The organism is Sandaracinus amylolyticus (assembly GCF_000737325.1).
GTDB lineage: Bacteria > Myxococcota_A > Polyangia > Polyangiales > Sandaracinaceae > Sandaracinus > Sandaracinus amylolyticus.
Map to the genome: position 1 here is coordinate 313,405 of NZ_CP011125.1, position 20,955 is coordinate 334,359.

General features: G+C 71.7%; 18 protein-coding genes and 1 pseudogene. 8 read left to right on the top strand and 11 right to left on the bottom strand.

What is annotated here, in order from left to right:
* Nucleotides 1-15 precede the first annotated feature (15 nt).
* The 4 genes from DB32_RS01290 to DB32_RS01305 all read right to left on the bottom strand — a co-directional run bounded on the left by DB32_RS01290 (nucleotide 16) and on the right by DB32_RS01305 (nucleotide 3,477).
* Nucleotides 16-846, bottom strand: a complete 831-nt coding sequence (locus tag DB32_RS01290) for an MBL fold metallo-hydrolase (RefSeq protein ID WP_053230588.1) — start codon at nucleotides 844-846, stop codon at nucleotides 16-18.
* Between the two features lie 50 nt (nucleotides 847-896).
* The gene (locus DB32_RS46220; RefSeq protein ID WP_053230589.1) at nucleotides 897-2,213 is read right to left on the bottom strand and encodes a ferritin-like domain-containing protein; all 1,317 of its coding nucleotides are present in this window, start codon (nucleotides 2,211-2,213) and stop codon (nucleotides 897-899) included.
* Nucleotides 2,214-2,322: 109 nt separating this feature from the next.
* Nucleotides 2,323-2,835, bottom strand: coding sequence for a hypothetical protein (locus DB32_RS01300; protein WP_053230590.1), 513 nt, complete (start codon nucleotides 2,833-2,835; stop codon nucleotides 2,323-2,325).
* A gap of 15 nt (nucleotides 2,836-2,850) precedes the next feature.
* Nucleotides 2,851-3,477: a hypothetical protein gene (locus DB32_RS01305; protein WP_053230591.1), complete on the bottom strand. Its 627-nt coding sequence runs from the start codon at nucleotides 3,475-3,477 to the stop codon at nucleotides 2,851-2,853.
* Nucleotides 3,478-3,919: 442 nt separating this feature from the next.
* Between DB32_RS01305 and DB32_RS01310 the strand changes: the two genes are divergently transcribed.
* Entirely contained in the window at nucleotides 3,920-5,428 is a 1,509-nt protein-coding gene (locus tag DB32_RS01310) for a hypothetical protein (RefSeq protein ID WP_157068578.1), read from the top strand.
* 41 nt (nucleotides 5,429-5,469) lie between these two features.
* Here the strand turns inward: DB32_RS01310 and DB32_RS01315 are convergent, their stop codons facing one another.
* The 6 genes from DB32_RS01315 to DB32_RS46225 all read right to left on the bottom strand — a co-directional run bounded on the left by DB32_RS01315 (nucleotide 5,470) and on the right by DB32_RS46225 (nucleotide 13,604).
* Nucleotides 5,470-5,736 (bottom strand): PepSY domain-containing protein, encoded by a 267-nt coding sequence (locus tag DB32_RS01315; RefSeq protein WP_053230593.1) that lies wholly within the window; start codon nucleotides 5,734-5,736, stop codon nucleotides 5,470-5,472.
* A gap of 110 nt (nucleotides 5,737-5,846) precedes the next feature.
* The gene (locus DB32_RS01320) at nucleotides 5,847-6,827 is read right to left on the bottom strand and encodes a DUF1963 domain-containing protein (protein ID WP_157068579.1); all 981 of its coding nucleotides are present in this window, start codon (nucleotides 6,825-6,827) and stop codon (nucleotides 5,847-5,849) included.
* On the bottom strand, nucleotides 6,785-7,999 hold the full coding sequence (locus DB32_RS01325) for a vWA domain-containing protein (protein ID WP_240481145.1): 1,215 nt from the start codon (nucleotides 7,997-7,999) through the stop codon (nucleotides 6,785-6,787). The genes DB32_RS01320 and DB32_RS01325 overlap by 43 nt, the downstream gene beginning before the upstream one ends.
* Nucleotides 7,996-9,336: an AAA family ATPase gene (locus tag DB32_RS01330; protein ID WP_053230596.1), complete on the bottom strand. Its 1,341-nt coding sequence runs from the start codon at nucleotides 9,334-9,336 to the stop codon at nucleotides 7,996-7,998. Before DB32_RS01330 ends, DB32_RS01325 begins: the two co-directional genes overlap by 4 nt.
* Before the next feature lie 42 nt (nucleotides 9,337-9,378).
* Entirely contained in the window at nucleotides 9,379-11,205 is a 1,827-nt protein-coding gene (locus tag DB32_RS01335) for an IgGFc-binding protein (RefSeq protein ID WP_157068580.1), read from the bottom strand.
* A 2-nt stretch (nucleotides 11,206-11,207) separates the two neighbouring features.
* Nucleotides 11,208-13,604, bottom strand: coding sequence for a hypothetical protein (locus DB32_RS46225; RefSeq protein ID WP_157068581.1), 2,397 nt, complete (start codon nucleotides 13,602-13,604; stop codon nucleotides 11,208-11,210).
* A gap of 124 nt (nucleotides 13,605-13,728) precedes the next feature.
* Here DB32_RS46225 and DB32_RS46230 point away from each other — a divergent pair, with 124 nt between their 5' ends.
* On the top strand, nucleotides 13,729-13,893 hold the full coding sequence (locus tag DB32_RS46230) for a hypothetical protein (RefSeq protein ID WP_157068582.1): 165 nt from the start codon (nucleotides 13,729-13,731) through the stop codon (nucleotides 13,891-13,893).
* Here DB32_RS46230 and DB32_RS01345 read toward each other — a convergent pair whose 3' ends face one another.
* Nucleotides 13,894-14,673 (bottom strand): VanW family protein, encoded by a 780-nt coding sequence (locus tag DB32_RS01345; protein WP_053230599.1) that lies wholly within the window; start codon nucleotides 14,671-14,673, stop codon nucleotides 13,894-13,896. It abuts the gene before it with no gap.
* A 173-nt stretch (nucleotides 14,674-14,846) separates the two neighbouring features.
* Here DB32_RS01345 and DB32_RS01350 point away from each other — a divergent pair, with 173 nt between their 5' ends.
* The 6 genes and pseudogenes from DB32_RS01350 to DB32_RS01370 all read left to right on the top strand — a co-directional run bounded on the left by DB32_RS01350 (nucleotide 14,847) and on the right by DB32_RS01370 (nucleotide 20,907).
* Nucleotides 14,847-15,413: a YbhB/YbcL family Raf kinase inhibitor-like protein gene (locus DB32_RS01350; protein WP_053230600.1), complete on the top strand. Its 567-nt coding sequence runs from the start codon at nucleotides 14,847-14,849 to the stop codon at nucleotides 15,411-15,413.
* Between the two features lie 39 nt (nucleotides 15,414-15,452).
* Nucleotides 15,453-16,685 carry an oxygenase MpaB family protein gene (locus DB32_RS01355; protein ID WP_053230601.1) on the top strand — a complete coding sequence of 411 codons (1,233 nt, stop codon included), beginning with the start codon at nucleotides 15,453-15,455 and terminating at the stop codon, nucleotides 16,683-16,685.
* A 301-nt stretch (nucleotides 16,686-16,986) separates the two neighbouring features.
* A complete protein-coding gene (locus DB32_RS01360) occupies nucleotides 16,987-18,216 on the top strand; it encodes an acetyl-CoA C-acetyltransferase (RefSeq protein ID WP_053230602.1) in 1,230 nt (409 codons plus the stop codon).
* Nucleotide 18,217: 1 nt separating this feature from the next.
* Nucleotides 18,218-18,505 (top strand): annotated as a pseudogene (locus DB32_RS49840) (beta-ketoacyl synthase N-terminal-like domain-containing protein); the annotation flags it as partial.
* 79 nt (nucleotides 18,506-18,584) lie between these two features.
* Nucleotides 18,585-19,577, top strand: a complete 993-nt coding sequence (locus DB32_RS01365) for a beta-ketoacyl-ACP synthase II (RefSeq protein WP_275935526.1) — start codon at nucleotides 18,585-18,587, stop codon at nucleotides 19,575-19,577.
* A 229-nt stretch (nucleotides 19,578-19,806) separates the two neighbouring features.
* Nucleotides 19,807-20,907, top strand: coding sequence for an EAL domain-containing response regulator (locus DB32_RS01370; RefSeq protein ID WP_169791290.1), 1,101 nt, complete (start codon nucleotides 19,807-19,809; stop codon nucleotides 20,905-20,907).
* Nucleotides 20,908-20,955: the final 48 nt, after the last annotated feature.

The window sequence follows — 20,955 nt, forward strand, 5'->3', positions numbered from 1 at the left end:
GCGCGTCGCTCGCGCTCACGCGTGGAGCGGCTCGGGCATCGGCGGCGGAGCGGGCGCGAGCATCCGCGCGAAGGCGGGCTGGTCGGGCCCGACGAACGGCGGCGCGGAGTGGGCTGCGCGCACGTTGTCGAGCAGCGCGTCGAGGATGCCGAACGCAGGCGGCAGGTGCGTGCTCAGCACGCGCTCGGGCGCGAGCGCGCGCACCGACGAGAGCGAGCGCTCGAACACGGGCGTCTCGAGCGCGCCGAGCCACGGCGAGTCGATCGTCGCCCACGTCACCTCACCCTCGCGCAGCGCGTTCCCGCCGAGCTCGTTCGCGCTCTCCACGGGCTTCGAGAGCACGGCGCCGAAGCTGTCCGACGAGAACAGCGTGCGCGTGCTCGGGTCGAAGAACGCGGTCGTCTCCGGCGCGTCGTAGGTCGGCGGCCGCAGCGCGAGCAGCTCGCGATCACCGACGTCGAGGCTCTGTCCGGGGTTGAGCAGGAACACGCGCTCCGGCGGGATCGGTCCGTAGAGCCCGAGCTTGCCGAGCCCGAGGAACGTGGTGACGAGCCGCGCGTCGGGCGCCTCGGCGAGCACGTCGCGCAGCGCGCCGATGTGATCGGGATCGGCGTGAGTCAGCCAGATCCACCGCAGATCGCGAGGATCGATCGCGGCGCGCACCGCATCGAGGTACGCGGCCGAGCCCGCGACGTACCCGGTGTCGACGAGCACCGGCTCCTTCGCGCGCAGGACGAACGCGTTGATCGGCACGAGCCCGAGGCCCGGCACCGGATAGAACGACGAGAGGATGTCGACGTCCGCGCCGATCGTGCGCGGCGTGATCTTCTGAATCGGCTCGAGCACGCACCACCTCCGTTGCCGTGATCGACGGAGACGGCGCGCAACAACCGGGCCTAGCCGATCGCGCGTGCGATGCGATCGACGATGCCGGCCGCGACGCGCGCGCTCGGCAGGCCCGCTGCCCGCGCGAGCCCGGGGGCGGGATCGATCGCGACCTCGGTGCGGAGCTCGTCGAGCGCGGCCGCGCGCGCACGATCCACCTCGGCGCGCGCCGCGTCGTCGAGCCGGGGCTCGAGCCACGCCGCGAGCCGCCACGACACATCGGCGTGGCGCAGCTCGTCCTCGGCGATGACGCGCATCGCGTTGCGCAGCTCGAGATCCTCCGCGCACGCGGCTTGATGCAGTCCGACGATCGCGCCGAACGTCTCGCGCACGCAGCCCTCGACCGCGTTCTCGAGCGCGATCGCGCGCGCGTCGCGCAGCGCGCGCGGCGCGACGACGGGCGCCTCGACGTTCCCGCCTCTCGCGCGCGCGAGCGCGCTCGTCACCTCGGCGTGCCGAACCTCGTCGGCGCGCGCCTCGCGCACGGCGCGAAGGAGCGCCTCGGGCGCGGCGAGCGCGCGCAGCTCGCGCTCCATGACGTCGAACGCGATGACCGCGCTCGCCTCGAGGCGCGCGATCTCCGCGAGGTAGCGCCCGAGCGCGCCGCGCCCGCGATCGCCGCGCGCAGGCTCGAGCCCTTCGGGACGGCGCCCGGCGCACGCACCCTCGATGCGCTCGATCTCCTCGCTCGTGATCTCCTCGATCTCGCCCGCGTCGTTCACGAAGAGCACGAAGCGACGCGTCACGATCGGATTGCAGCTGCGCACTTCCTTGGTCGCGATCACCTCGAAGCCGCCCTCGACCTCGCGCACCGCCGATCTCGAGACAGTGCCGCAGCGCACCTCGAACCCTTCGCTCCACACGACCATCAGGGCCTCGTCGGACGTGTCGATCGTGCCGAGCAGCTCCACGAAGCGCGCGCGGCCGGTCCACGCCTCGACCTGATCTCCGTCGGTCGAGATCACGTGCCGCGAGCCCTCGCTCGTCGGGATCGTCGCCGCATCGAACGCCTCTGTGCACGTCGTGGCGTCGGTCGCGTCACCGCACCGCGTGCCGGTCTCGTCCACCACGCTCGCGATCCGCTCGAGCAGCGTGTTGGACACGAGCGCGAGGTGCGCGTGCGGCGCGGGCGTCTCGATCGCCCCGAGCGGGCGCCAGCTCATCGATCCGCACGAGGGCGACGACGCGAAGTCGGGATGCGAGAAGTGCGACTCCGCGCATCCTCCCAGCGTCGCGGCGATCGACGCGCCCGCGATCGCACGGAGCATGCGCGTGACGGGCGCGCGGTGCGCGGTGACGAGCTCGATCAGCGAAGGCGAAGGGCGCATGCGCGCGCTGAGTGCATGCTGCGCGCCACGCGCATTTCGCTGTTTTCCGGGGAGATCACGCGGTCGCGTGCTGGCACTACTCGGCACGCGACCGCGCACCTGCGCTCGATCAGGCCGCGCGCACCCAGTCGCGCAGCTGCGGCATCACGCGGCCGTCCCAGGTCTCCGAAGTGCGCAGCTCGAGGAACTGCCCGAGCAGGTCGTCGAGGATCGTCTCGAGCGTCTCCACGAGCTCCATGCGCTCGTAGAACTTCTCGTCGTTCTCCTCCCTCAGGAGCGCGGGGATCTGCACGCTCGCGATGCTCAGCGTGTCCGCGTTGAGCAGGAATCCCCACGTCTGCGTCCCGCGCGCGATGCGCAGCTTCGCCTTGATCGGCAGCTTGCCCTGGCGGAGCGCTTCCTTCGCCTCGGGGCTCGCGCTCGGCATCGCCGACTTGAGCTTGCTCTCGCTCTTCTCGTCCTCGGCGCCGACGAGCGTCAGCTGGGCTTCGAGCCACACCTCGCACGCCTCGCCGTTCGAGAGCGTGAGCACGCCCTCCTTCGCCTCGCTCTCGTGCCAGAGCCACACCAGGAATTCGCGCCCGAGAAAACGAGCGCGCTCGATGCGATCGACGTAGTCCACGACTCCGCTCCTTCTTCAGACGTTGGCAGTGCTCGCGAGCGTGAACGGCTCGAGCAGAGGCAGCTTCTCCATCAGGCGCTCGGCCAGACCGCGCTTCTCCGCGGCGACGTACGCGCCGTCGGGCACGAGCTCGAGCTCGAACGTCTTCTCGAAGAGCTCGATCATCGACTCGTGCTGCTTCGGTGAATTCGCGAAGAAGCGCACCACGCCCTCGCCGAGGCCCCACGAGAGATCGACGACGTTCATCGCGGGCACGACCTTGTGGCGCAGCTTCGCCATCACCAGCGCCTCGAGGTTCTTCTTCTGCGTGCGAGAGAGCTTCTCGCACCCGTGCTCCGCGCAATAGGCACGCTCCGCCTCCCGGAACGACGCCTTGAAGAGCGATCCCGGGATGCGCCACGTGTCGGTGCGCAGTCCGAGGTTGAGATAGTCGTTGAAGAACACCTTCTCGTAGCTGAGATCGAGGTCGAACGGATGCTCGACCGAGCACCAGCCGGTCCGCGAGTCGACCTCTTCGGAAGGATCGAGATCGCGGAACGCGCGAAGGCGAATGGACTCGACGAACCGGTCGCGGAAATCGGCCGGGAGCTCGCCGCGGACGTGGAACTTGGTGAAGCTGATCGAACCTCGGAACGCGCCCAAGAGGACCTCCGTCGAGCGTCGATAACACCCGCTCCGAGACGGGGTCCAGAATCCGGACGCGCTGGGATCTCGCATACAGAGTTCCGCCCGGATTCCAACGACATCGCCGCGAAATTCGGGTTGGAACCGCGCATCGCTCGGAGCGTCTCAGCGGGCGGTCGGATCGACCGTGGCGCGGGCGCGCGCCGCGGAGGGAGAGGTCCGACCGACGACGGCCGCGGTCCGCGGCGGAGGGGACGGCGACATGGACTCTCGTCAGTGCAGGATTCGGTGTCTCGGTGGGCTCCTGATCGCGACTGCGATGCTCGGGTGCGCGCCAGACCGCGACGCGGAGACCGCCGCAGTCGACGGCGCGCTCATCGGCGGTGAGCGGGCGGACGTCGGCGAATTCCCCAGCACCGTCGTAGTCGCCTACGAATATCCGTTCCCGGATGGCACGACGATGCGATTTCCGCTCTGCACTGCCGCGAAGGTGGGCCCGCGACACCTGCTGATCGCCGCGCACTGCATGCTCGCGGCCGACGAATTCTCGAACACGATCGGCCTCAGCTGGGTCGTCCAGCCCGGCGCGCGGATCTTGATCACGAACCGGCCGGAGGTGGACTTCGCGACCACCGAGCTCACGCCGGTCACGGTCGCAGAGGCGCACGTGTTCCCGGAGTTCCTCGCCGCTTGCGAGCAGGATCCGATGACGTGCAATCGCGTGGGCGGCGTGTCGGACGGCATGCCCGACGTGGGCGTGATCGTCGTCGAGGAGGAGCTCGCCGGGATTCCGACCGCACGCGTCGATCTGCGCCCCGTGCTCGTCGGTGAGCCGCTGGCGATCCAGGGCTACGGCTGCCGCGACTCGATCCACACGCAGGAGACCTACGCGCAGATCGAGCTCAAGCACGCGCGCACCTTCGCGATGCCCGCCGACGGTGCGGCGTATCGGGACGTGTTTCGCAGCCTCACGCCCGCGCAATACCGCGAGCAGATCGCGCCGAGCATCGTGATGACGCCCGGGCCGGTCGTCGCGGAGGACCAGGGCGGTCTCTGTCCCGGTGACTCCGGTGGTCCGCTCTATCGCCGTCAGGGTCGCAACGACGTCGTGGTCGGTGTCAATGCGAGCTACGGATTCATCATCGACGAGACGGGACAGGACATCGTCCCGGTTCCGCTGACCAACTGGCACACGCGGCTCGACGCGCTGTCGCGATATCGAGTGTCGAATTGGCTGATCGAGCGCGGGGCACGAGTCACGTTCTCGCCGCTGCTCGATCTGCACCTCGACGTCGCGCAGTGCGCCGATGGGTTCGAGGCGCGCTATGTCGGCCTCGGTGGCCTCTATTGCGTCGATCCCCGGACCGGTCTCGTCGACGCGCGGATGATCACGCTCGACATGCTCGCCGGGTGCTGGGAGCGCGCCGCGGCGGCGGGTGAGGGCGGACAGCGCTGCTACGAGCCGCTGTGGGACGAGGCCGAGTATCTCGCGCTGCGCGGCGACGGCTTCTGCGCGATCGGCGCGACGTTCGACGTGCGGCTCGGCGCGTGCGTGAACGGGCTCTTCACCGGCGCGGGCGTGTCCGACGACGTGCGCGCGGCGTGCGCGGAGCTCGGCACGCCCTGCGAGAGTCCCGACGAGCCGATGACGACGATCCACCGCGCGCTGACGACCGCGCCGGTGCGCCCGATCATCGAGTGCGTGCGCCGTCAGCGCGACGGCTCGTACGTCGCGTCGTTCGGCTACGAGAGCGAGGCCCGCCGCGCCGTGCACATCGTGCCGGGCGCGGACAACACGTTCGGCGCAGTCGTCGATCGCGGTCAGGTCGCGGACTTCTTTCCGGGCCGCGTGCGCAACGCGTTCAGCGTGCGCTTCGGCGCGAGCGAGAGCGCGTCGTGGACGCTGACGAGCCCCGACGGAACGGTCGCGACGGCGACCGCGTCCGCGAGCTCGCCGCGGTGTCGCTGATCACCTCGACCACGGCGCGCCCGGTGGGGCGCGCCGCTGCGTCAGTCGGGATGGCGTCGGAGCACGCGGCCGTCCTCGCTGATGTCGAGCTCGTAGCGCCGCCCGTTCTCGACGAGCTCGACTTCGTAGATCGTCGTGCCGCCTTCGCGATCGCGCTCGATCTCTCCGACCTGCGCCTGGCCGATCTCGCGATCGAGCGTGCGGCGCACCGCCTCGGGGAGCTGCTCCCGAGGCACGTCCTGCGCGAGCGCGAGCGGCGCGAGCACGAGCGCCGCGCCCACGGCAGCCGAGTGGATCCAGAGCTTCATCGGGACCTCCTACCGGCGGCTCGACGAGCAAGGCCAGGTCCAGGAGACGACGGCAGATCCGCGTGAGGCGATGCTCCTCACGTCGCGGGCAGCGGCCGCTGATCCTCCCTTCAGCTCGACGACACGCAGCAATAGGTGCGGTCGAATCGTCGACCGTCGAGATCGTCGTGGTGAACGAGGAACTGGAGGAGCCCCGCGTCCCACCAGCACATCCCGACCTCGTGGTGCGAAGCGAGCAGGAAGAGCACGCGCCACTGCTTCATGCGCGCTTCGTGCGCGCGCTCGTCGGCGCGATAGGCGCGCAGCAGCTCGGTCGCGCGCTCGAGCTCCTCGGCGAGCACGTCGTTCGCGGCCGCCCACGCTTCCTTGGCCTCCTGCGCGAGCTCGTCGGGCTCGCAGTGCAGGCGATGGAGGAGCGGCGCGAGCCCGCTCCGGAGCAGATATGCGTCCTGTCGCGCGTCCTCGTCCCACGCCACCGGGAGACCGCCGATCTGCGTCGCCGTGGCCGTGAGGAGCTCGAGCGCGAATTCCTCCAGATCGAGCGCTTCTTCGGCCGCGGGGTCGACCACGAACGAAGGCGCGAATCGGATCTGGTGAGCGACGAAATCGTTCGGACTGCCCTCCTCGAGCGCGTGAGTGCCGCTCGGCGCGCTCGCCGGCGACAGTGCCTCTCTCGGACCGTCGAAATACAGGACTTCGTGCGCCACGTCCCACGCTGGCTCGTCGCGTCCGACGAAGAAATAGAGCCATCCCGAGCGTGGCAGATCGGGCACCCAATCCGGCGTGAGCGCAGAGAGATCGATCTGCGCGACGAACGTCAGGTGCGTCGCGCCGCGCGTGGGCCACGCCAGCGTCGCTGGCAGATCCGGCGCGCCGCCCAGCCGCGACGCGCCGACGCCACCGGCGCCGCGCGTCAGGCGCTCGACGAGGAAACAGGGCGCTGCGTAGCCGAAGAGCGGCCCGGCGTGCTTCGCCAGCTTCTTTTCGGTCGCCAGCTTCTTCCAGAGCTCACGATGCGCAGCGGTCGCTGTCTTCATGCGCCGGGATACTAGCGCTTCGCGGAGCGCGTCAGCCGCGCGCGCATTCCCCACGGGCACGCGAAGTCGCCCGGCTTCGTGAGCATCCAGAGCACCGGGACCGGCGGCTCGTGCTCGGGGTGCGGGCCTTGTCCATCGGTGAAGTAGACCACTCCGTCCGCGCCGTGTGCGCGCAGGAACCGCGGTTGGAGCGCGGGGCGCAGGTCGGTGCCGCCGCGTCCCTTCACGCGATCGATCGCGCCGCGGAACGGATAGACGCGCGCCACGTCGACGTCGCACTCCGCGACCACGATGCGCGCGAGCTCGCCCATCGGCCGCAGCTGTCGCGCGATCTCCGCGAGCTCGCCCTCGCTCATGCTCATCGAGGTGTCGATCGCGACGAGGATCGTCGGACGCAGGGCAGGGCGCAGGCGGTGGGTGCGTCCCGGCACCACGCCGATGCGCGTCGGGAAACGACGGCTGGGACGCGACCACGTCGGCAGCGGCGCGCGCGCGTGGGCGACGAAGTTGCGCAGCGCATCGCGCCAGTCGACGTAGATCTCGGGCGCATCGCTCGTGCCTGCGAGCTCGAGCAAGAGCTCGTCGGGCGTGCGCCCCGCGATGCGTCGCGCCTTCTCGGGCGCGCGCTCCGCGTCCTCGGCGCCTGCATCGCGCGCCTTCGAGATCACCGAGCGCGTCTCGCCCACACCGCCCGCGGGCGGCGCGTCGCGATCACGCCAGTCGTGATCGTCGACCATCTTCGTGCCCGGCTTCGGCGCGATGACCGCGCCCTCCGCGCGCGCATTGCACAGCCGCTCGTAGCGCTCGAGCGTGCTCTGCCCCGCGCGCAGACCGAAGCGCTCGAACTGCTGCCACACGACGGGATCGGGCAGCGGCTCGTCGATGTGCTCGTTCGCGCTCGTCTCCTGCGCGATCTGCATCAGGTCGCGCTGCTCGCGCACGAAGTACTTCGGGTGCGCGAGGTGCCCGAGCACGACGTGATGCACCTCGTGCAGCAGGATCCCGCGCAGGAACTGCGGCGCGCGCAGGAGCGCGTCGACGTTCACGTGCAGGTAATAACGACCACCGCGCCCCGGGACCCCGTGGAGCGACACGCCCATCGCGGGCACGCTCGGATCGAGCACCGGCTCGAGGCTCGCGACGACGTGCGCGTAGTACGGATAGCGCGCGAGGAACCCCGACTCGCGCACGAAGCCTTCGAGCCAGCCGCGCAGGTCGCTCGTCACGTCGGTCGGATCGGCGTCACGCCGATCTTCTGCAGCGCCTCGGCGAGCGGCAGCCCCCACCGCTCACCGACCTGCAGGAGGAAATGTCCGAGCGAGAGGCGCTGCGCGTTCGAGCGGCGCAGCTCCGCGCCGATCTCGGGCGCGAGCACCTTCGCGCGCACCGCGGTCACGAGCAGCGCGATGCGATGGTGCTTCGCGGGCGAGGCCTTCCACTCCTCGACCCGCGCGCGCGCCGGGCTCGCTTGGTAATTCGTGAGCACGTCCTCGGGACGCACGTCGAGCAGCACGCACGCGGTCGGATTGCCGCCCAGCGCGTCCTGCACCGACTCGCGCTGATCGCCGGGAAGATCCGCGAGCAGCGCCTCGAGCGCGCCGAGCGTCAGCGTCTTGTTCGCCGCGAGCACGCCCGCTTCGGGCCCACCGAGCACCGCCTTCAATCGCGCTGCGAGCTCGTCGAGGCGATCCGTCTCGCCGCGCTCCTTCCATCCGCGCAGCGTCTCCGCGTGCACGCTCTTCGGCGCGTACTCGCGCAGCATCGTGTGCACGTCGAGCTCGATCGCGCGCGCCGAGAGCGAGCCGCTGGAGAGCAGCGCGTCGACCCACACCGGCGGCAGGTATCCCGCGAGCACGTCGCGCACCAGCGCGACGTCGGCGAGCTCGTGCGGGCGCATCGTCTTCAGCACGTCGGACGCATAGGTCCACGAGCGCGGCGGCACGTCGACGAACACGCGCTCGTGCGCGCGCGCCACCGCCATCACCGCGGGATGCACGCCGTTCGCGTCGGCCCACGCGAGCCACGACGCGCGATCGGCGCGCACCGGCACGTGGAGGAAGCGCGCGCGCAGCGCCTGGTCGAGCGGCGTGACGTGATAGTCGCCGGTCTCCGGGTTGATCGCGGCGAAGCACGCCCATCCCTCGGGCAGCACGTACTCGTGCAGCGCGCGCGCGGTGAGCAGCTGGAGCGCGGGCTGCTGGATGTAGCGCTCCGCGCGGTTGAGCTCCTCGAGCATCAGGATCCCCGCGCCCTCGCGCGGCAGGAAGCGCGGCAGCGCGTAGCGCGTGATGCCCTCCTCGATCACCGGAAGACCGACGAGATCGGGCGGCTCGAGCAGCGAGAGATCGAGCACCCGATGTGCGATGCCGAGCGATCGCGCGACCTGCGCGACCAGCTCCGACTTGCCGATCCCCGTCGGTCCTTCGAGCAGCACCGGACGGCGCGCGCGGTACGCGACCTCGAGGATCGACGCGACGCGCGGGCCGAGCGGCAGCGCCGAAGGGCCCGACGCGTCGGCGACGGGAGCGAGCTTGGGATCGCGGGCACGCGAGCGCTGCTGCATCGAACTGGACCGTATAAGGCCCGCGCCCCATCGCGTCGATCTTCAGAACGGGATCACACGCAGATCGAGCCCCGCGGGATAGGCGTACGACGTGTACTCGCCGAGCCCGTACGCGACGAGGCCGAACGTCGAGCTCGCGCTCGCCCGGTGCGCGCCACCCGCGACGGGCACGATCGCGAGCTCGCGATCCCCGACGCGCATCCACGTCGCGTCGATCACCTCGCCGTCGAGCGTGATCTCCGCGCCCGGCTCGCGCGAGACGAGCACCCACGACTGGCCGCGCACCGTCGGCGCGTACGACGTCGGCGTCACGAACACGTACGAGTCGCGGAACTGCTGCTGCGGCACGAGGATGGTGAGGCCCGGATCGCCGCGCTCGAGCGGCGGCGTGCGCACGTGTTGCCCGAGCAGCAGCTGCCCGATCTGCACCGGCCGGCTCGAGACGATCGACACCGCCTCGGAGAGCAGGAAGTCGACGTGCTCGCCCGCGTCGAGCACGAGCGACGCGTCGATCCCGCGCTGCGGCGGATCGATCGCCAGCGTCGTCCCGTCGTGCCCTGCGACCACGCGCACCAGGTTCTCGACGTCGGTCTCGGGGTCGCGCAGCGGCATCGTCTCGAACCGCGAGCCCCACGTGCCGAGCGGCGCGAGCGTGGTCTCGAGGTGATCGCACGCGCGCGTGTCGAACGGCACGTACGCGCAGACGTGCGCGCCGAACGCCTCGATCGGTCGATCGCTCACGATGCGCGTGCCCGTGAGATCGTGCGCGGCCTCGTAGCAGAGCCCCTCGACGTGGCGCGGGTGGGTCGCGTCGCAGAGCGGCGGCACCGAGGACGTGATCGTCGCGACCTCGCCGCGCGCGAGCGCGAAGCGGATCGTCGTGCCCGCGCTCGTCGCGGGCCAGCGCCCACCTTCGTCCGCCGCGACGTCGACGCGCGGCGTGATCTCGACGTTCGCGGGCTCGGGCGTGGTGCCGACGAGCGCGAGATAGCCGGGCCACGAGTCGCTCGTGCTCGAGATCGGCGGGTACGAGAGCCCGACGTACTCGGTGCCCAGCGCGTGCACGGGCAGGAGCAGCGACGCGTCGTTGCTGTACGAGTGCTCGACGCCCGCGACGTAGTGGAACGGGTTGAACTGGGCGACGATCACCGGGCGCGTCGAGATGATCCGATACGCGCCGCCCTCGATCACCGCGCTCTGCCACGGCGTCCCGTCGTACGGGAACGAGAGATCATCGATCCACGGCAGCGCGATGTCCGCGAAGCCGCCCGGCACGATCAACTTCCGCTCGACGAGCCGCGTGCCGCGATAGATCGTGACCTGCACCGGCATCGGCTCGGGGTTGGTCACCACGATGCGGAAGTCGAAGCCGTGCTGCTCGAGATCGGGCCAGTTGGGCAGCGGCGTCGCGAAGTACTCGCAGCCCACGTACGAGCGGCGTGCTTCCGCGGTCGCGCACGCGTCCTCGCACCAGCCGCCCTCGCCGCACGCGACGCCCCAGTCGGCGCAGTCGCGCCCGAACGTCCAGCCGGTGCCCTCGTCGTTGCACGCCATCGACGCGCTGCCCTCGCAGCGGCGCGTGCCCGGCGCGCAGGTCACGCACCCGAGCTCGGCGTCGCACGCCTCGGGGCACGTGGTCTCGTCGACGCGCGAGACGCCGTCGTCACCGCAGCGATAGTGCACGCTGCCCGCGCACGCGACGACGCCCGGTCGACACGAGAACCCCGCGTCGAACGGCGCGTCGGCGAATTGCGCGTCGCGCGCCGCATCGCTCGCTCCTGCGTCGCGATCGGTGAGCGCGGGATCGTCGCGCAGCGTGCACGCGGAGAGCGTGACGAGCGCGACGATCGCGGCGACGACACCACGCACGATCACTCGCCGTACGCCCAGCGCGCGATGCCGACCGCGCCCGCGCCTCCTGCGCGATCGAACACGCCGCCGGCGAGCACCCCGCCCTCGATCGCCGCGAGCGCCTCCGCCGAGTCGCTCGGGCCCACGCCGAGCCCGCTCCACGTGGTGCCGTCGAACACCGAGACGAAGCTCTTCACGCCATCGAAGTCGATGTTGCCCGCGGTGAAGAGCACGTCGCCGACCGTCTCGAGCGCGACGGGCGTCCCCGTCGGCGCGCCGGTGCCGATCGGCTCCCAGTCGGTCCCGGTCCACACCGCGAAGCGCAGCACCTCGTCGCGCCCCGAGCTCGTGAACTCACCCGCCGCGACGAGCCGTCCGTCCCACCACGCCAGCGCGTGCACCGGCCCGTTCAGGTCACCGAGCCCGTCGCCGAACGCCGTCCACCGCGTGCCGTCCCAGCGCGCGACGTTGTTCGTCTCGACGAGCGTGTCGTCGGCGCCGATCGCGCTGAAGCTCCCGCCGACGATCACGTCGCCGCTCGACGGATCGATCACGATCGCGCTCACGCGCGACGGAGTGAACTGCGAAGGATCGAACTCGTACGGATATCCCCGCATCCCGCGCCCGAGATCCGACCACGACGTGCCGTCCCACCGCGCGAGGTTGAGCGCGCGCGCGCCGCCCGCCTCGGTGAACTCGCCGCCGACGTACACCACGTCGGGCGTGCCTTCGTCGACCGCGATCACGCGCGGCGCGCCCGGCACGCCCTCGCCGAGACCGCTCCAGTCGACTCCGTCCCACACCGCGACGTTGCGGATCGCGATGCCGCTCTCGTCCGTGAAGTCGCCCACCGCGTAGAGGCGCCCGGCGCGCGTCACCGCGAGGTCGTGCACGCCGCCGAGCAGTCCGTCGCCGACCGCCTCGTAGCCGCCCTCGACCGTGTAGCGCGCGACGGCGTTCGCGCGGATGCCGCCCGCGTAGCGGAAGTCGCCGCCGACGTAGACCTCGCACGTGCCGAGGCTTGCGAGCGCGAGCACCTGACCGCCCACGCCGTGGTAGCGCTCGCCCGGCGTGCGCAGGCCCTGCCAGTACGTTCCGTCCCAGCGCACCACGCGCTCCACGCCGAGCGTGCCCGCGCGCGTGAGCATGCCCCCGAAGTACACGCTGCCGTCGGGCCCCGCCGCGACCGTGCCCACCGGCCCACCGAAGCCCAGCCCGCGATCACGATGCAGGCCGCCGCCCATGTCGTGCCACACGGTCCCGTCCCAGCGCGCCGCGTTGAACACCTCGGTCGGCGTCGTGAGCGACGCGTTCACCGCGCCGATCTGTCCGCCCACGTAGAGCGTGCTCCCCACGAACGCGAGATCGAGCACGACGCCGCTGCTGCCGGGCCCGAAGCGCATCACACCGTCGCCGATCAGCGCCCACTCGGTGCCGGTCCATCGCGCGACGCCGCCGCCCGTCGTCTCGCTCTCGTCGAGCCGGAACGTGCCGCCCGCGACGAGCGCTCCGTCCGCGGGATCGCGCTCGAGATCGTTCACGCTCGGGAGCCCGACCGCGGGGAGGCTGCGCGCCGACCATTCGGTGCCGTTCCAGCACGCGATCTTGTTCGCCTCGATCACACCGAGCGTGGTGAACCCGCCGCCGATGCACACGTCGCTCGCAGTCGCGATCGAGATCGTCGCGACGTACGCGTCGGGCACGAGCCCCGCGTAGCCGCGCCACGCCGTGCCGTCGTGGTACGCGACGCGCGAGATCGACGCGCCGCCGATCGTCGCGAAGTCGCCGACGACGTAGAGCGTCTCGCCGAGCGCCTGCAGCTCGAAGACCCCGCCGTCGATCTCGGCGAACGTCGTCCACGACGTCCCGTCCCAGCGCGAGATGCGCGACGCCGAGCCGCTCGTGTCCGCGCGGTGCGCCGCGTACAGCGCACCGCTCGCGCTCACCGCGAGCGCGCCGACCGGCATCGGAAGGCCCGCACCGAGCGCGCGCCAGCCGTTCGTCGCGTCCCACGCCGCCACGTTCGACGCGGCCTGCAGGCCCGCGCTCGTGAAGTTGCCGCCGACGTAGACCACGCCGTCCGCGCCGAACGCGAACGCGCTCACGTACGAGTTCGCGCCGCCGACGCCGGGGTTCGCGTAGCCGACCGCCCACTCGCCGGTCGCCGGATCGCTCGGCGCCGTGGGCTCGACGTCGGAGCACGGGGGGCCCGCGTCGCTGCCCCCGTCGGGCGCGCCCGCGTCGCGCCCGCCCGCGTCGCCTTCGCGTCCGGCGTCGGTCGCGCCGGCGTCGGCGCCGGGACCGGCGTCGGTGTCGGTGAGGAGTGGCTCTCCGTCGCTGCACGCAGCGAGCGAGACGAGACAGGACGCAGTCACGAGCACCCGAGCGAGCCGGCGCGGAGAGAGAGGCATCATCATCGAAGACGTTGCTCCAGGCTGTGGTTTTTTAACGTGCCCACGACCCGCCCGGACCGGCTCAACTATTTTCGCGACGCTCTCGTGAACGGCGCGCCGGGGTGCGGGCACGCAGGCGCGAGGCCCCATGCTCCGCTCGCACGTCCGCCCTCGCACCTTCCGCCCGGCGCTGCGCTGGATGTTGCTCGCGCTCGTCGCGTGGATCGCGCTGGCGTGCGGCGCGACGCGCGTCTCGTCGGCCTCGCGCTCGAACGAGCGCCCCCCGATGGGCTCGCCCTTCGAGCTCGTGTGATCAGCGCGGGCCGACGCGCACCACGCGCGGCATCGCGTCGTAGCGCATGCGCTCCTCGCGCGTCGTTCCGTCGGGGCGCGTGACCGTCACGATCGCGACCGCGCCGTCGCGCCCGCGCTCGTCGACGACGCGCGCACCGGGCGCGAGCCGCGCGTCCTCGCTCACCTGCTCGCCGCGCCGGATGCGACGCGCGATCATCACCTGCACGTCGGGCGACCGCACCTCGTGCGCGCCTTCGATCCACACCCGCAGCACGCCCTCCGCCGCGCTCGCGCGCACCCGGACGGGGAACGCGTGCGGGTTGCGCACGCGATAGTCGATGCGACCGAACGACACCGTCGCGTCGAGCCCGGGCGACGCGTACGTCGACACGAAGCTGTGGGTGCGGTGCTCGAGCACGTCGAGGTCGGCGCGCAGCGCCGCGACGTGCAGCGTCGACGCGACCTGACACACGCCCCCGCCGTAGCCCGACGTCACGTGACCATCGGCGATCTCCGGGGCCTCGCGGAACCCCGCGCGACGCGTGCGCTCGCCGACGCGATCGTTGAACGAGAGCTCCTCGCCCGGCGCGAGGATCGCTCCGTCGAGCCGCGCCGCGGCGAGCTCCACGTTGTGCGCGCGCCCGGCATGCGCGCGATCGGTCGCGTACTCGGTGGTGTGCTCCCCGACGTTCGCCGCGAACGCGTCGCCGCCGAGCTCGATCACCTGTGGGTCGCTCGCGCGCGCCGTCGACACGAGCCCGATCCACGCCACCACCATCACGAACGCACCCGAGCGCATCTCTCTCTCCGCCTTTCGCGGAGCGCTCTCTGCAATCCGAGCGGGCCAGTGGCACCGCGGAATCATTCACGAATTCGTTGCGCGCTCCACGCAAGGCTCGCGTACCGAGCAGCTCTTGCGTGACACGGAGCGCTCGGTCCTCGCTTTGCTCCGCTGCCTCGCAGGAGGAAGCCATGCAGCTGATCGACGGCATCGCGCGCCTCGCAGGACGGGCCTTGCGCGGCGTGCGCGCGGGCGAGCGCCAGCTCGCGAAGAACGTGTTGGGCGCGCCCGAGACGATGCGCGTGCACAGCGAGTCCTTCCGTCACGAGGCGCCGATCCCCGCGGTGCACACCGACTCGGAGGGCCGCAACGTCTCTCCCGCGCTCGCGTGGACGCCGCCGCCCGCCGGCACGAAGGAGCTCGTGCTGCTCTGCGAGGATCCCGACATCCCGAAGCGCACGCCGTTCGCGCACTGGGTCGTCTATCGCATCTCGCCGGACGTCACGTCGTTCGACGCGGGGATCGTGATCGGCGACTCGCCGCACGGCGCGATCCAGGGCCGGAGCTCGGTGCGCAAGGAGGGCTGGCTCGGCCCGCACCCGCCGCAGGGCCACGGCACGCACCACTATCACTTCCAGATCTTCGCGCTCGACGCGCCCACCGGGCTCGGCCCCGGCGCGACGCGCGATCAGGTCGTCGGCGCGATGCGCGGCAAGGTGCTCGCGTGCGGGGATCTCGTCGGCACGTACACCCGCTGAGCCAGCGCGCTCGACACCCGCGGTACGCTCTCGCGCGTCATGCGGCGACCCACCGAGTTCCGGTACTGGGAGAACCTCGATCGACGCATCCCACGCTTCGTGCGCACGCTCGGCCAGCGCGTGCTCGGCTTCGATCCCGCGCCGAGCGACGACGTCGTGCGCACGTTCGCGTCGATGTACTACGACGCCGATCCGCTCGCGGAGGCGTACGTCGACGAGGTCTATCTCCGACGCGGCACCGCGATCGGCCGCGAGATGCTGGAGCGCGCGCTCGCGCACGGGGTCGCGAGCGTCGAGGGCGCGCCCGCGTCGCTGGTGCGCTTGCTCGACGACGTCGAGCGCGACCCCGAGTGGCTCGACTGGGATCTCGTCGAGCAGGGCGCGCGCGTGTTCCGGCGCTGGAGCACCGACGTGTTCCGCTTCGCAGGCGCGATCACGCTCGCTGCGTACTCCGAGAGCTCCGTCGCGAAGCCGCTCGCGCTGACCGGCGCGTACGCGGGCGCGTCGACGAAACATCGCTTCCTCGAGACCGCCGCCTTCTGGATCGCGGTGTCCGAGCCCGGCGGGCTGCGCCCCGGCGCGGGAGGGCGCCTCTCCGCGATGCGCGTGCGCATGATGCACGTGTTCGTGCGGCAGCGACTGCTCGCACACCCCGAGTGGGATCTCGACGCGTGGGGCGTGCCGATCAGCCAGGCCGACGCGATGCTCACGCTGATGGGCGGCAGCTTCGGGCCCGGGCTCGCGATGCACGCGATGGGCTACCGCACGAGCGCGCGCGAGATCGAAGCGACGATGCACTTCTGGCGCTACGTCGGGCACCTCATGGGCGTGCGGCCGCGCTGGTATCCGTCGTCGATGCGCGAGGCCGCGCAGCTCTCGTTCGTGACGTTCGTGAAGTCGGCGGGGCGCGCGGGCGAGGACGGCAAGATGCTCTGTCGCTCGTACGCCAGCGCGTTCGCGCCCGAGCGCGAGGGCTCGTTCTTCGCGCGGATGCACGGCGAGCTCGAGCACCGCGTGCACCTCGGCTACACGCGCTTCTTCCTGCCTCCGCCGATCTATCGCGCGAACGGTCTGCCGCCCGCGGGCGTGTTCGCGCTCGCGCCGCTCGCGCTCGCGCCGTTCGTGCTCGCGCTCGAGACGGCACGGCGGAACGTGCCGGGCGCCGACGCGATCAGCGATCGGATCGCACGCGCACGGCGCGAGCGCTGGCTCGCGCGGCACCTCGCGGGGCGCGCGACGGAGTACCGCCCGGTCGAGTCGTTCACGCGCTAGTCAACTAGGTCGGCGATCCGAGAATTCACCGCTGAGAGCACGGAGGGCCGCAGAGGAGAGCGAACCTCTCTGCGGCCCTCTGCGGTGAATCTCGGTTCCTCGCACGCTTGCGCGCGAAAGCGAACGATCGTACTGTTTTGTCGACGTGAATGTCGAGAGCGACCTCGCGACGAGGTCACTCGGTCGCGTCGTACGCTGATCGTGGTAGCCACGGTTCATCGCGAGTGGTGATGTGTCGCGTTCCGAGGCAGGTCGGCGTGTGCGCGAATAATAGAACGAACGTTCGCATCGAGGAGGAGCCATGAACAGCTGGATCATCGACGCCGTCCGCACGCCGCGCGGTCGGGGCAAGGCGGGCAAGGGCGCGCTCTCGGGCATCCACCCGCAGGAGCTCTTCGCGCAGGTGCTGCGCGCGCTCGAGGCGCGTGGCCTCTCCGCGAAGGAGGTCGACGACGTGCTCGTCGGCGCGGTGTCGCAGGTCGGCGAGCAGGGCGCGAACGTCGGGCGCAACGCGGTCCTCGCCGCGGGCTGGCCGATCGAGGTCACGGCCGCGTCGGTGAACCGCTTCTGCGCGTCGGGTCTGCAGACGGTGCACTTCGGCGCGATGGCGGTCGCGTCGGGCGCTCAGGATCTCGTCGTCGCGGGGGGCGTCGAGAGCATGTCGCGCGTGCCGATGGGCGCCGACGGCGGTGGCCAGGACGGCGGCAACCAGGTCCTGCGCGAGCGCGTGTTCCAGGTGCCGCAGGGCATCAGCGCGGATCTCATCGCGACGCTCGAGGGCTTCTCGCGCGAGGAGATCGACGCGCTCGCGCTCCGCTCGCAGCTGAACGCCGCGCGCGCGATCGAGGAGCACCGCTTCGCGCGCTCGATCATTCCCGTGGTCGATCCCGTGCGCGGCGTCGTCGTGCTCGATCGCGACGAGAGCCCGCGTCCCGACACCACGCTGGCGGGGCTCGGCGCGCTGCCGCCCTCGTTCGCGCAGCTCGGCGCGGCGGCCGTCGGACCGAAGGGCGAGACCCTCGACCAGATCGCGCTCGCGACGCAGCCGCGCGCCGACGCGATCCGTCACGTGCACACCGCGGGCAACTCGAGCGGCCTCGCCGACGGAGCGGCCGCGGTGGTGCTCGCGTCCGATCGCTACGTGAAGGAGCACGGCATCACGCCGCGCGCCCGCATCCGCGCGATGGCGACGATCGGCAGCGACCCGGTGCTGATGCTCACCGCGCCCGCGCCCGCGAGCCAGAAGGCGCTGCGCCGCGCGGGCATGACGACGCGCGACATCGACCTCTGGGAGATCAACGAGGCGTTCTCCGCGGTCGTGCTCGAGACCACGCGCACGCTCGGCATCGATCCCGATCGCGTGAACGTGAACGGCGGTGCGATCGCGCTCGGTCACCCGCTCGGCGCGACCGGCGCGATGTTGCTCGGCACCGTGGTCGACGAGCTCGAGCGGCGCGATCTGCAGACCGCGCTCGTCACGATGTGCATCGGCGGCGGTCAGGGCATCGCGACGATCGTAGAGCGCGTGTGAGATGAGCAGCAGGGCCAAGGTCGTCATCACCGGGATCGGTGCGGTCACGCCGCTCGCTCACGACGCGCACGCCACCTGGCGCGCGATGCTCGAGGGAGCGAGCGGCGCCGCGCCGATCACGCGCTTCGACGCGAGCGCGTTCGAGACGCGCTTCGCGTGCGAGGTGAAGGACTGGGACGCGACGCGCTTCCTCTCGCGCAAGCTCGTCAAAGAGCTCGATCGCTTCTCGGAATTCGCGATCGTCGCCGCGGGCCAGGCGATCGCGGACGCGGAGCTCGCGCTGAGCGAGCACGAGCAGACGCGCGCGGGCTGCATCGTGGGCGTCGGGATGGGCGGGGCTCGAGACGATCGAGCGCACGACGCACAAGATCCGCGACAAGGGCCCGTCGCGCGTGAGCCCGTACACGATCCCCGCGGTGTGCGCGAACCTCGCGGCGGGACAGATCTCGATCGCGCACGGTCTGCGCGGGCCGAGCTACTCGACGACGAGCGCGTGCGCGACCGGTGCGCACGCGATCGGCGAGGCCGCGGAGTGGATCCGTCGCGGCCGCGCCGACGTGATGATCGCGGGCGGTGCGGAGGCGGTGATCACGCCGGTCGGGATCGGCGGGTTCGAGGCGATGCGCGCGCTGTCGCGCCACCCCGGCGATCCTCTGCGCGCGAGCCGGCCGTTCGATCGTGCGCGCGACGGGTTCGTGTGCGGCGAAGGCGCGGGCGTGGTGGTGCTGGAGTCCGAAGCGCGCGCCCGCGCGCGCGGCGCGCGCATCTACGCGGAGCTCTCGGGCTACGGCGCGTCGAGCGACGCGTTCCACGTGGCGCAGCCGAGCCCCGACGGCGACGGCTGCACGCGCGCGATGCGCATGGCGCTGGAGGACGCTGCGCTCGACGCGGACGCGATCGACTACGTCAACGCGCATGCGACGTCGACGCCCGCGGGCGATCTCGCGGAGTCGCGCGGGATCGTGCGCGCGCTCGGGGAGCGACGCGTCGCGGTGAGCAGCACGAAGAGCATGACGGGCCACATGCTCGGCGCGGCGGGCGCGGTGGAGCTGATCGTCGCTGCGCTCGCCGTCGCGCGCGGCGTCGTGCCTCCCTCGATCAACGTCGACGAGCTCGATCCCGCGATCGCGCTCGACGTCGTCGCGAACGTCGCGCGCGAGACGCGCGTCGAGCACGCGCTCTCGAACGCGTTCGGGTTCGGCGGCACGAACGCGACGCTGATCGTCTCGCGATACGCCCGACGCCGTGATGTCCCCGCCGAGGGGTACTTCGGCGCGCGATCACCGCGAATTCCGAGCACGAGCCCACACGGACGCGGCGTCCGTGTGGGCGCACGTCGTCGTCGCTCTCATGGACCCTAGATACCGTGCGTGCTGGGGAGCGCGCGCGGGCGTGATCTCGTGCTCGCTTCCGCACCGGACCTGGCGTTAGGCTGGCTCCTCTCGCACTTCGGCTCCGCCCTTCCGAGCCCCACGCATCTCCGTTGTTCGCCGTCGTTCCGAAAGGCCCTCGATGCGTTCGCCGATGAAAGACACCGCACCCTCGATCGTGCGTGGCGTCGACGAATCACCTCGCTCGAGCGCTCCGCGCGTGTTGATCGTGGACGACGAGCCCGCCGTCGCGGCCGCGCTCGCGCGCGTGGTGTCGGGCACCGGCGCCGAGGTCTCGGTGCTGCACGACGCGACCGCCGCGCTGCGCGCGCTGGAGACCACCGAGTTCGACGTGATCGTCTCGGACCTCGCGATGGCGGGCATGAGCGGCACCGAGCTGCTGCGCGCGGTGCGCGCGCGCGATCTCGATCTGCCGGTCATCCAGATCACCGGCGCGCCCTCGGTCGAGAGCGCGGCGACGGCGGTCGAGCTCGGCGCGTTCCGCTATCTGACGAAGCCGCTCTCGCCGGACGTGCTGCGCAAGGCGGTGCTCGAGGCGGCGCACCTCCGCTCGCTCTCCCGCGCACGCGGGGGCGAGGATCGCCTGCGCCTCGATCAGTCGTTGCGTCGCGCGCTGAAGACGCTGCGTGTCGCGTATCAGCCGATCGTGTCGTGCGCGACGCGCGAGACCATCGGGTTCGAGGCGCTGATGCGCTCGACGGAGCCCGCGCTCACCACGCCCGCGGCGGTGATCGACGCCGCGGAGAAGCTCGGCCTCCTGCACACGCTCGGACGCCGCGTGCGCAACATCGTCGCGGCGCAGATCGAGGACGCGCCGCGCGCGACCGCGATCTTCGTGAACCTCCATCCCTCGGATCTCGCCGATCCCGACCTCTTCGATCCCGCGTCGCCGCTCTCGCGCGTCGCGCGGCAGGTGGTGCTCGAGCTCACCGAGCGCGCGTCGCTCGAGGCGGTGCCCGATCTCGAGCTGCGCTTCGAGTCGCTGCGCGCGCTCGGGTATCGCCTCGCGGTGGACGATCTCGGCGCCGGCTACGCGGGCCTCAGCTACTTCGCGCGCGTGCAGCCGGAGATCGTGAAGGTCGACATGTCGCTGGTGCGCGGCGTGGACGCCGACGTCGTGCGACAGCGCGTCGTGCACTCGCTGGTGTCGCTCGCGACCGGGCTCGGCATGGAGGTCGTCGCCGAGGGGATCGAGACCGCCGCGGAGCGCGACTGCGTCGTGCGCCTCGGTTGCACGTACGTGCAGGGGTACGCGCTCGCGCGTCCCGGTCCCGCGTTCCCGTCGATCACGTGGCCCTGATGGCCGTCGCGCGCGAACCGCTCGCCGAGCTCGCGGCGCGCTCGTCGA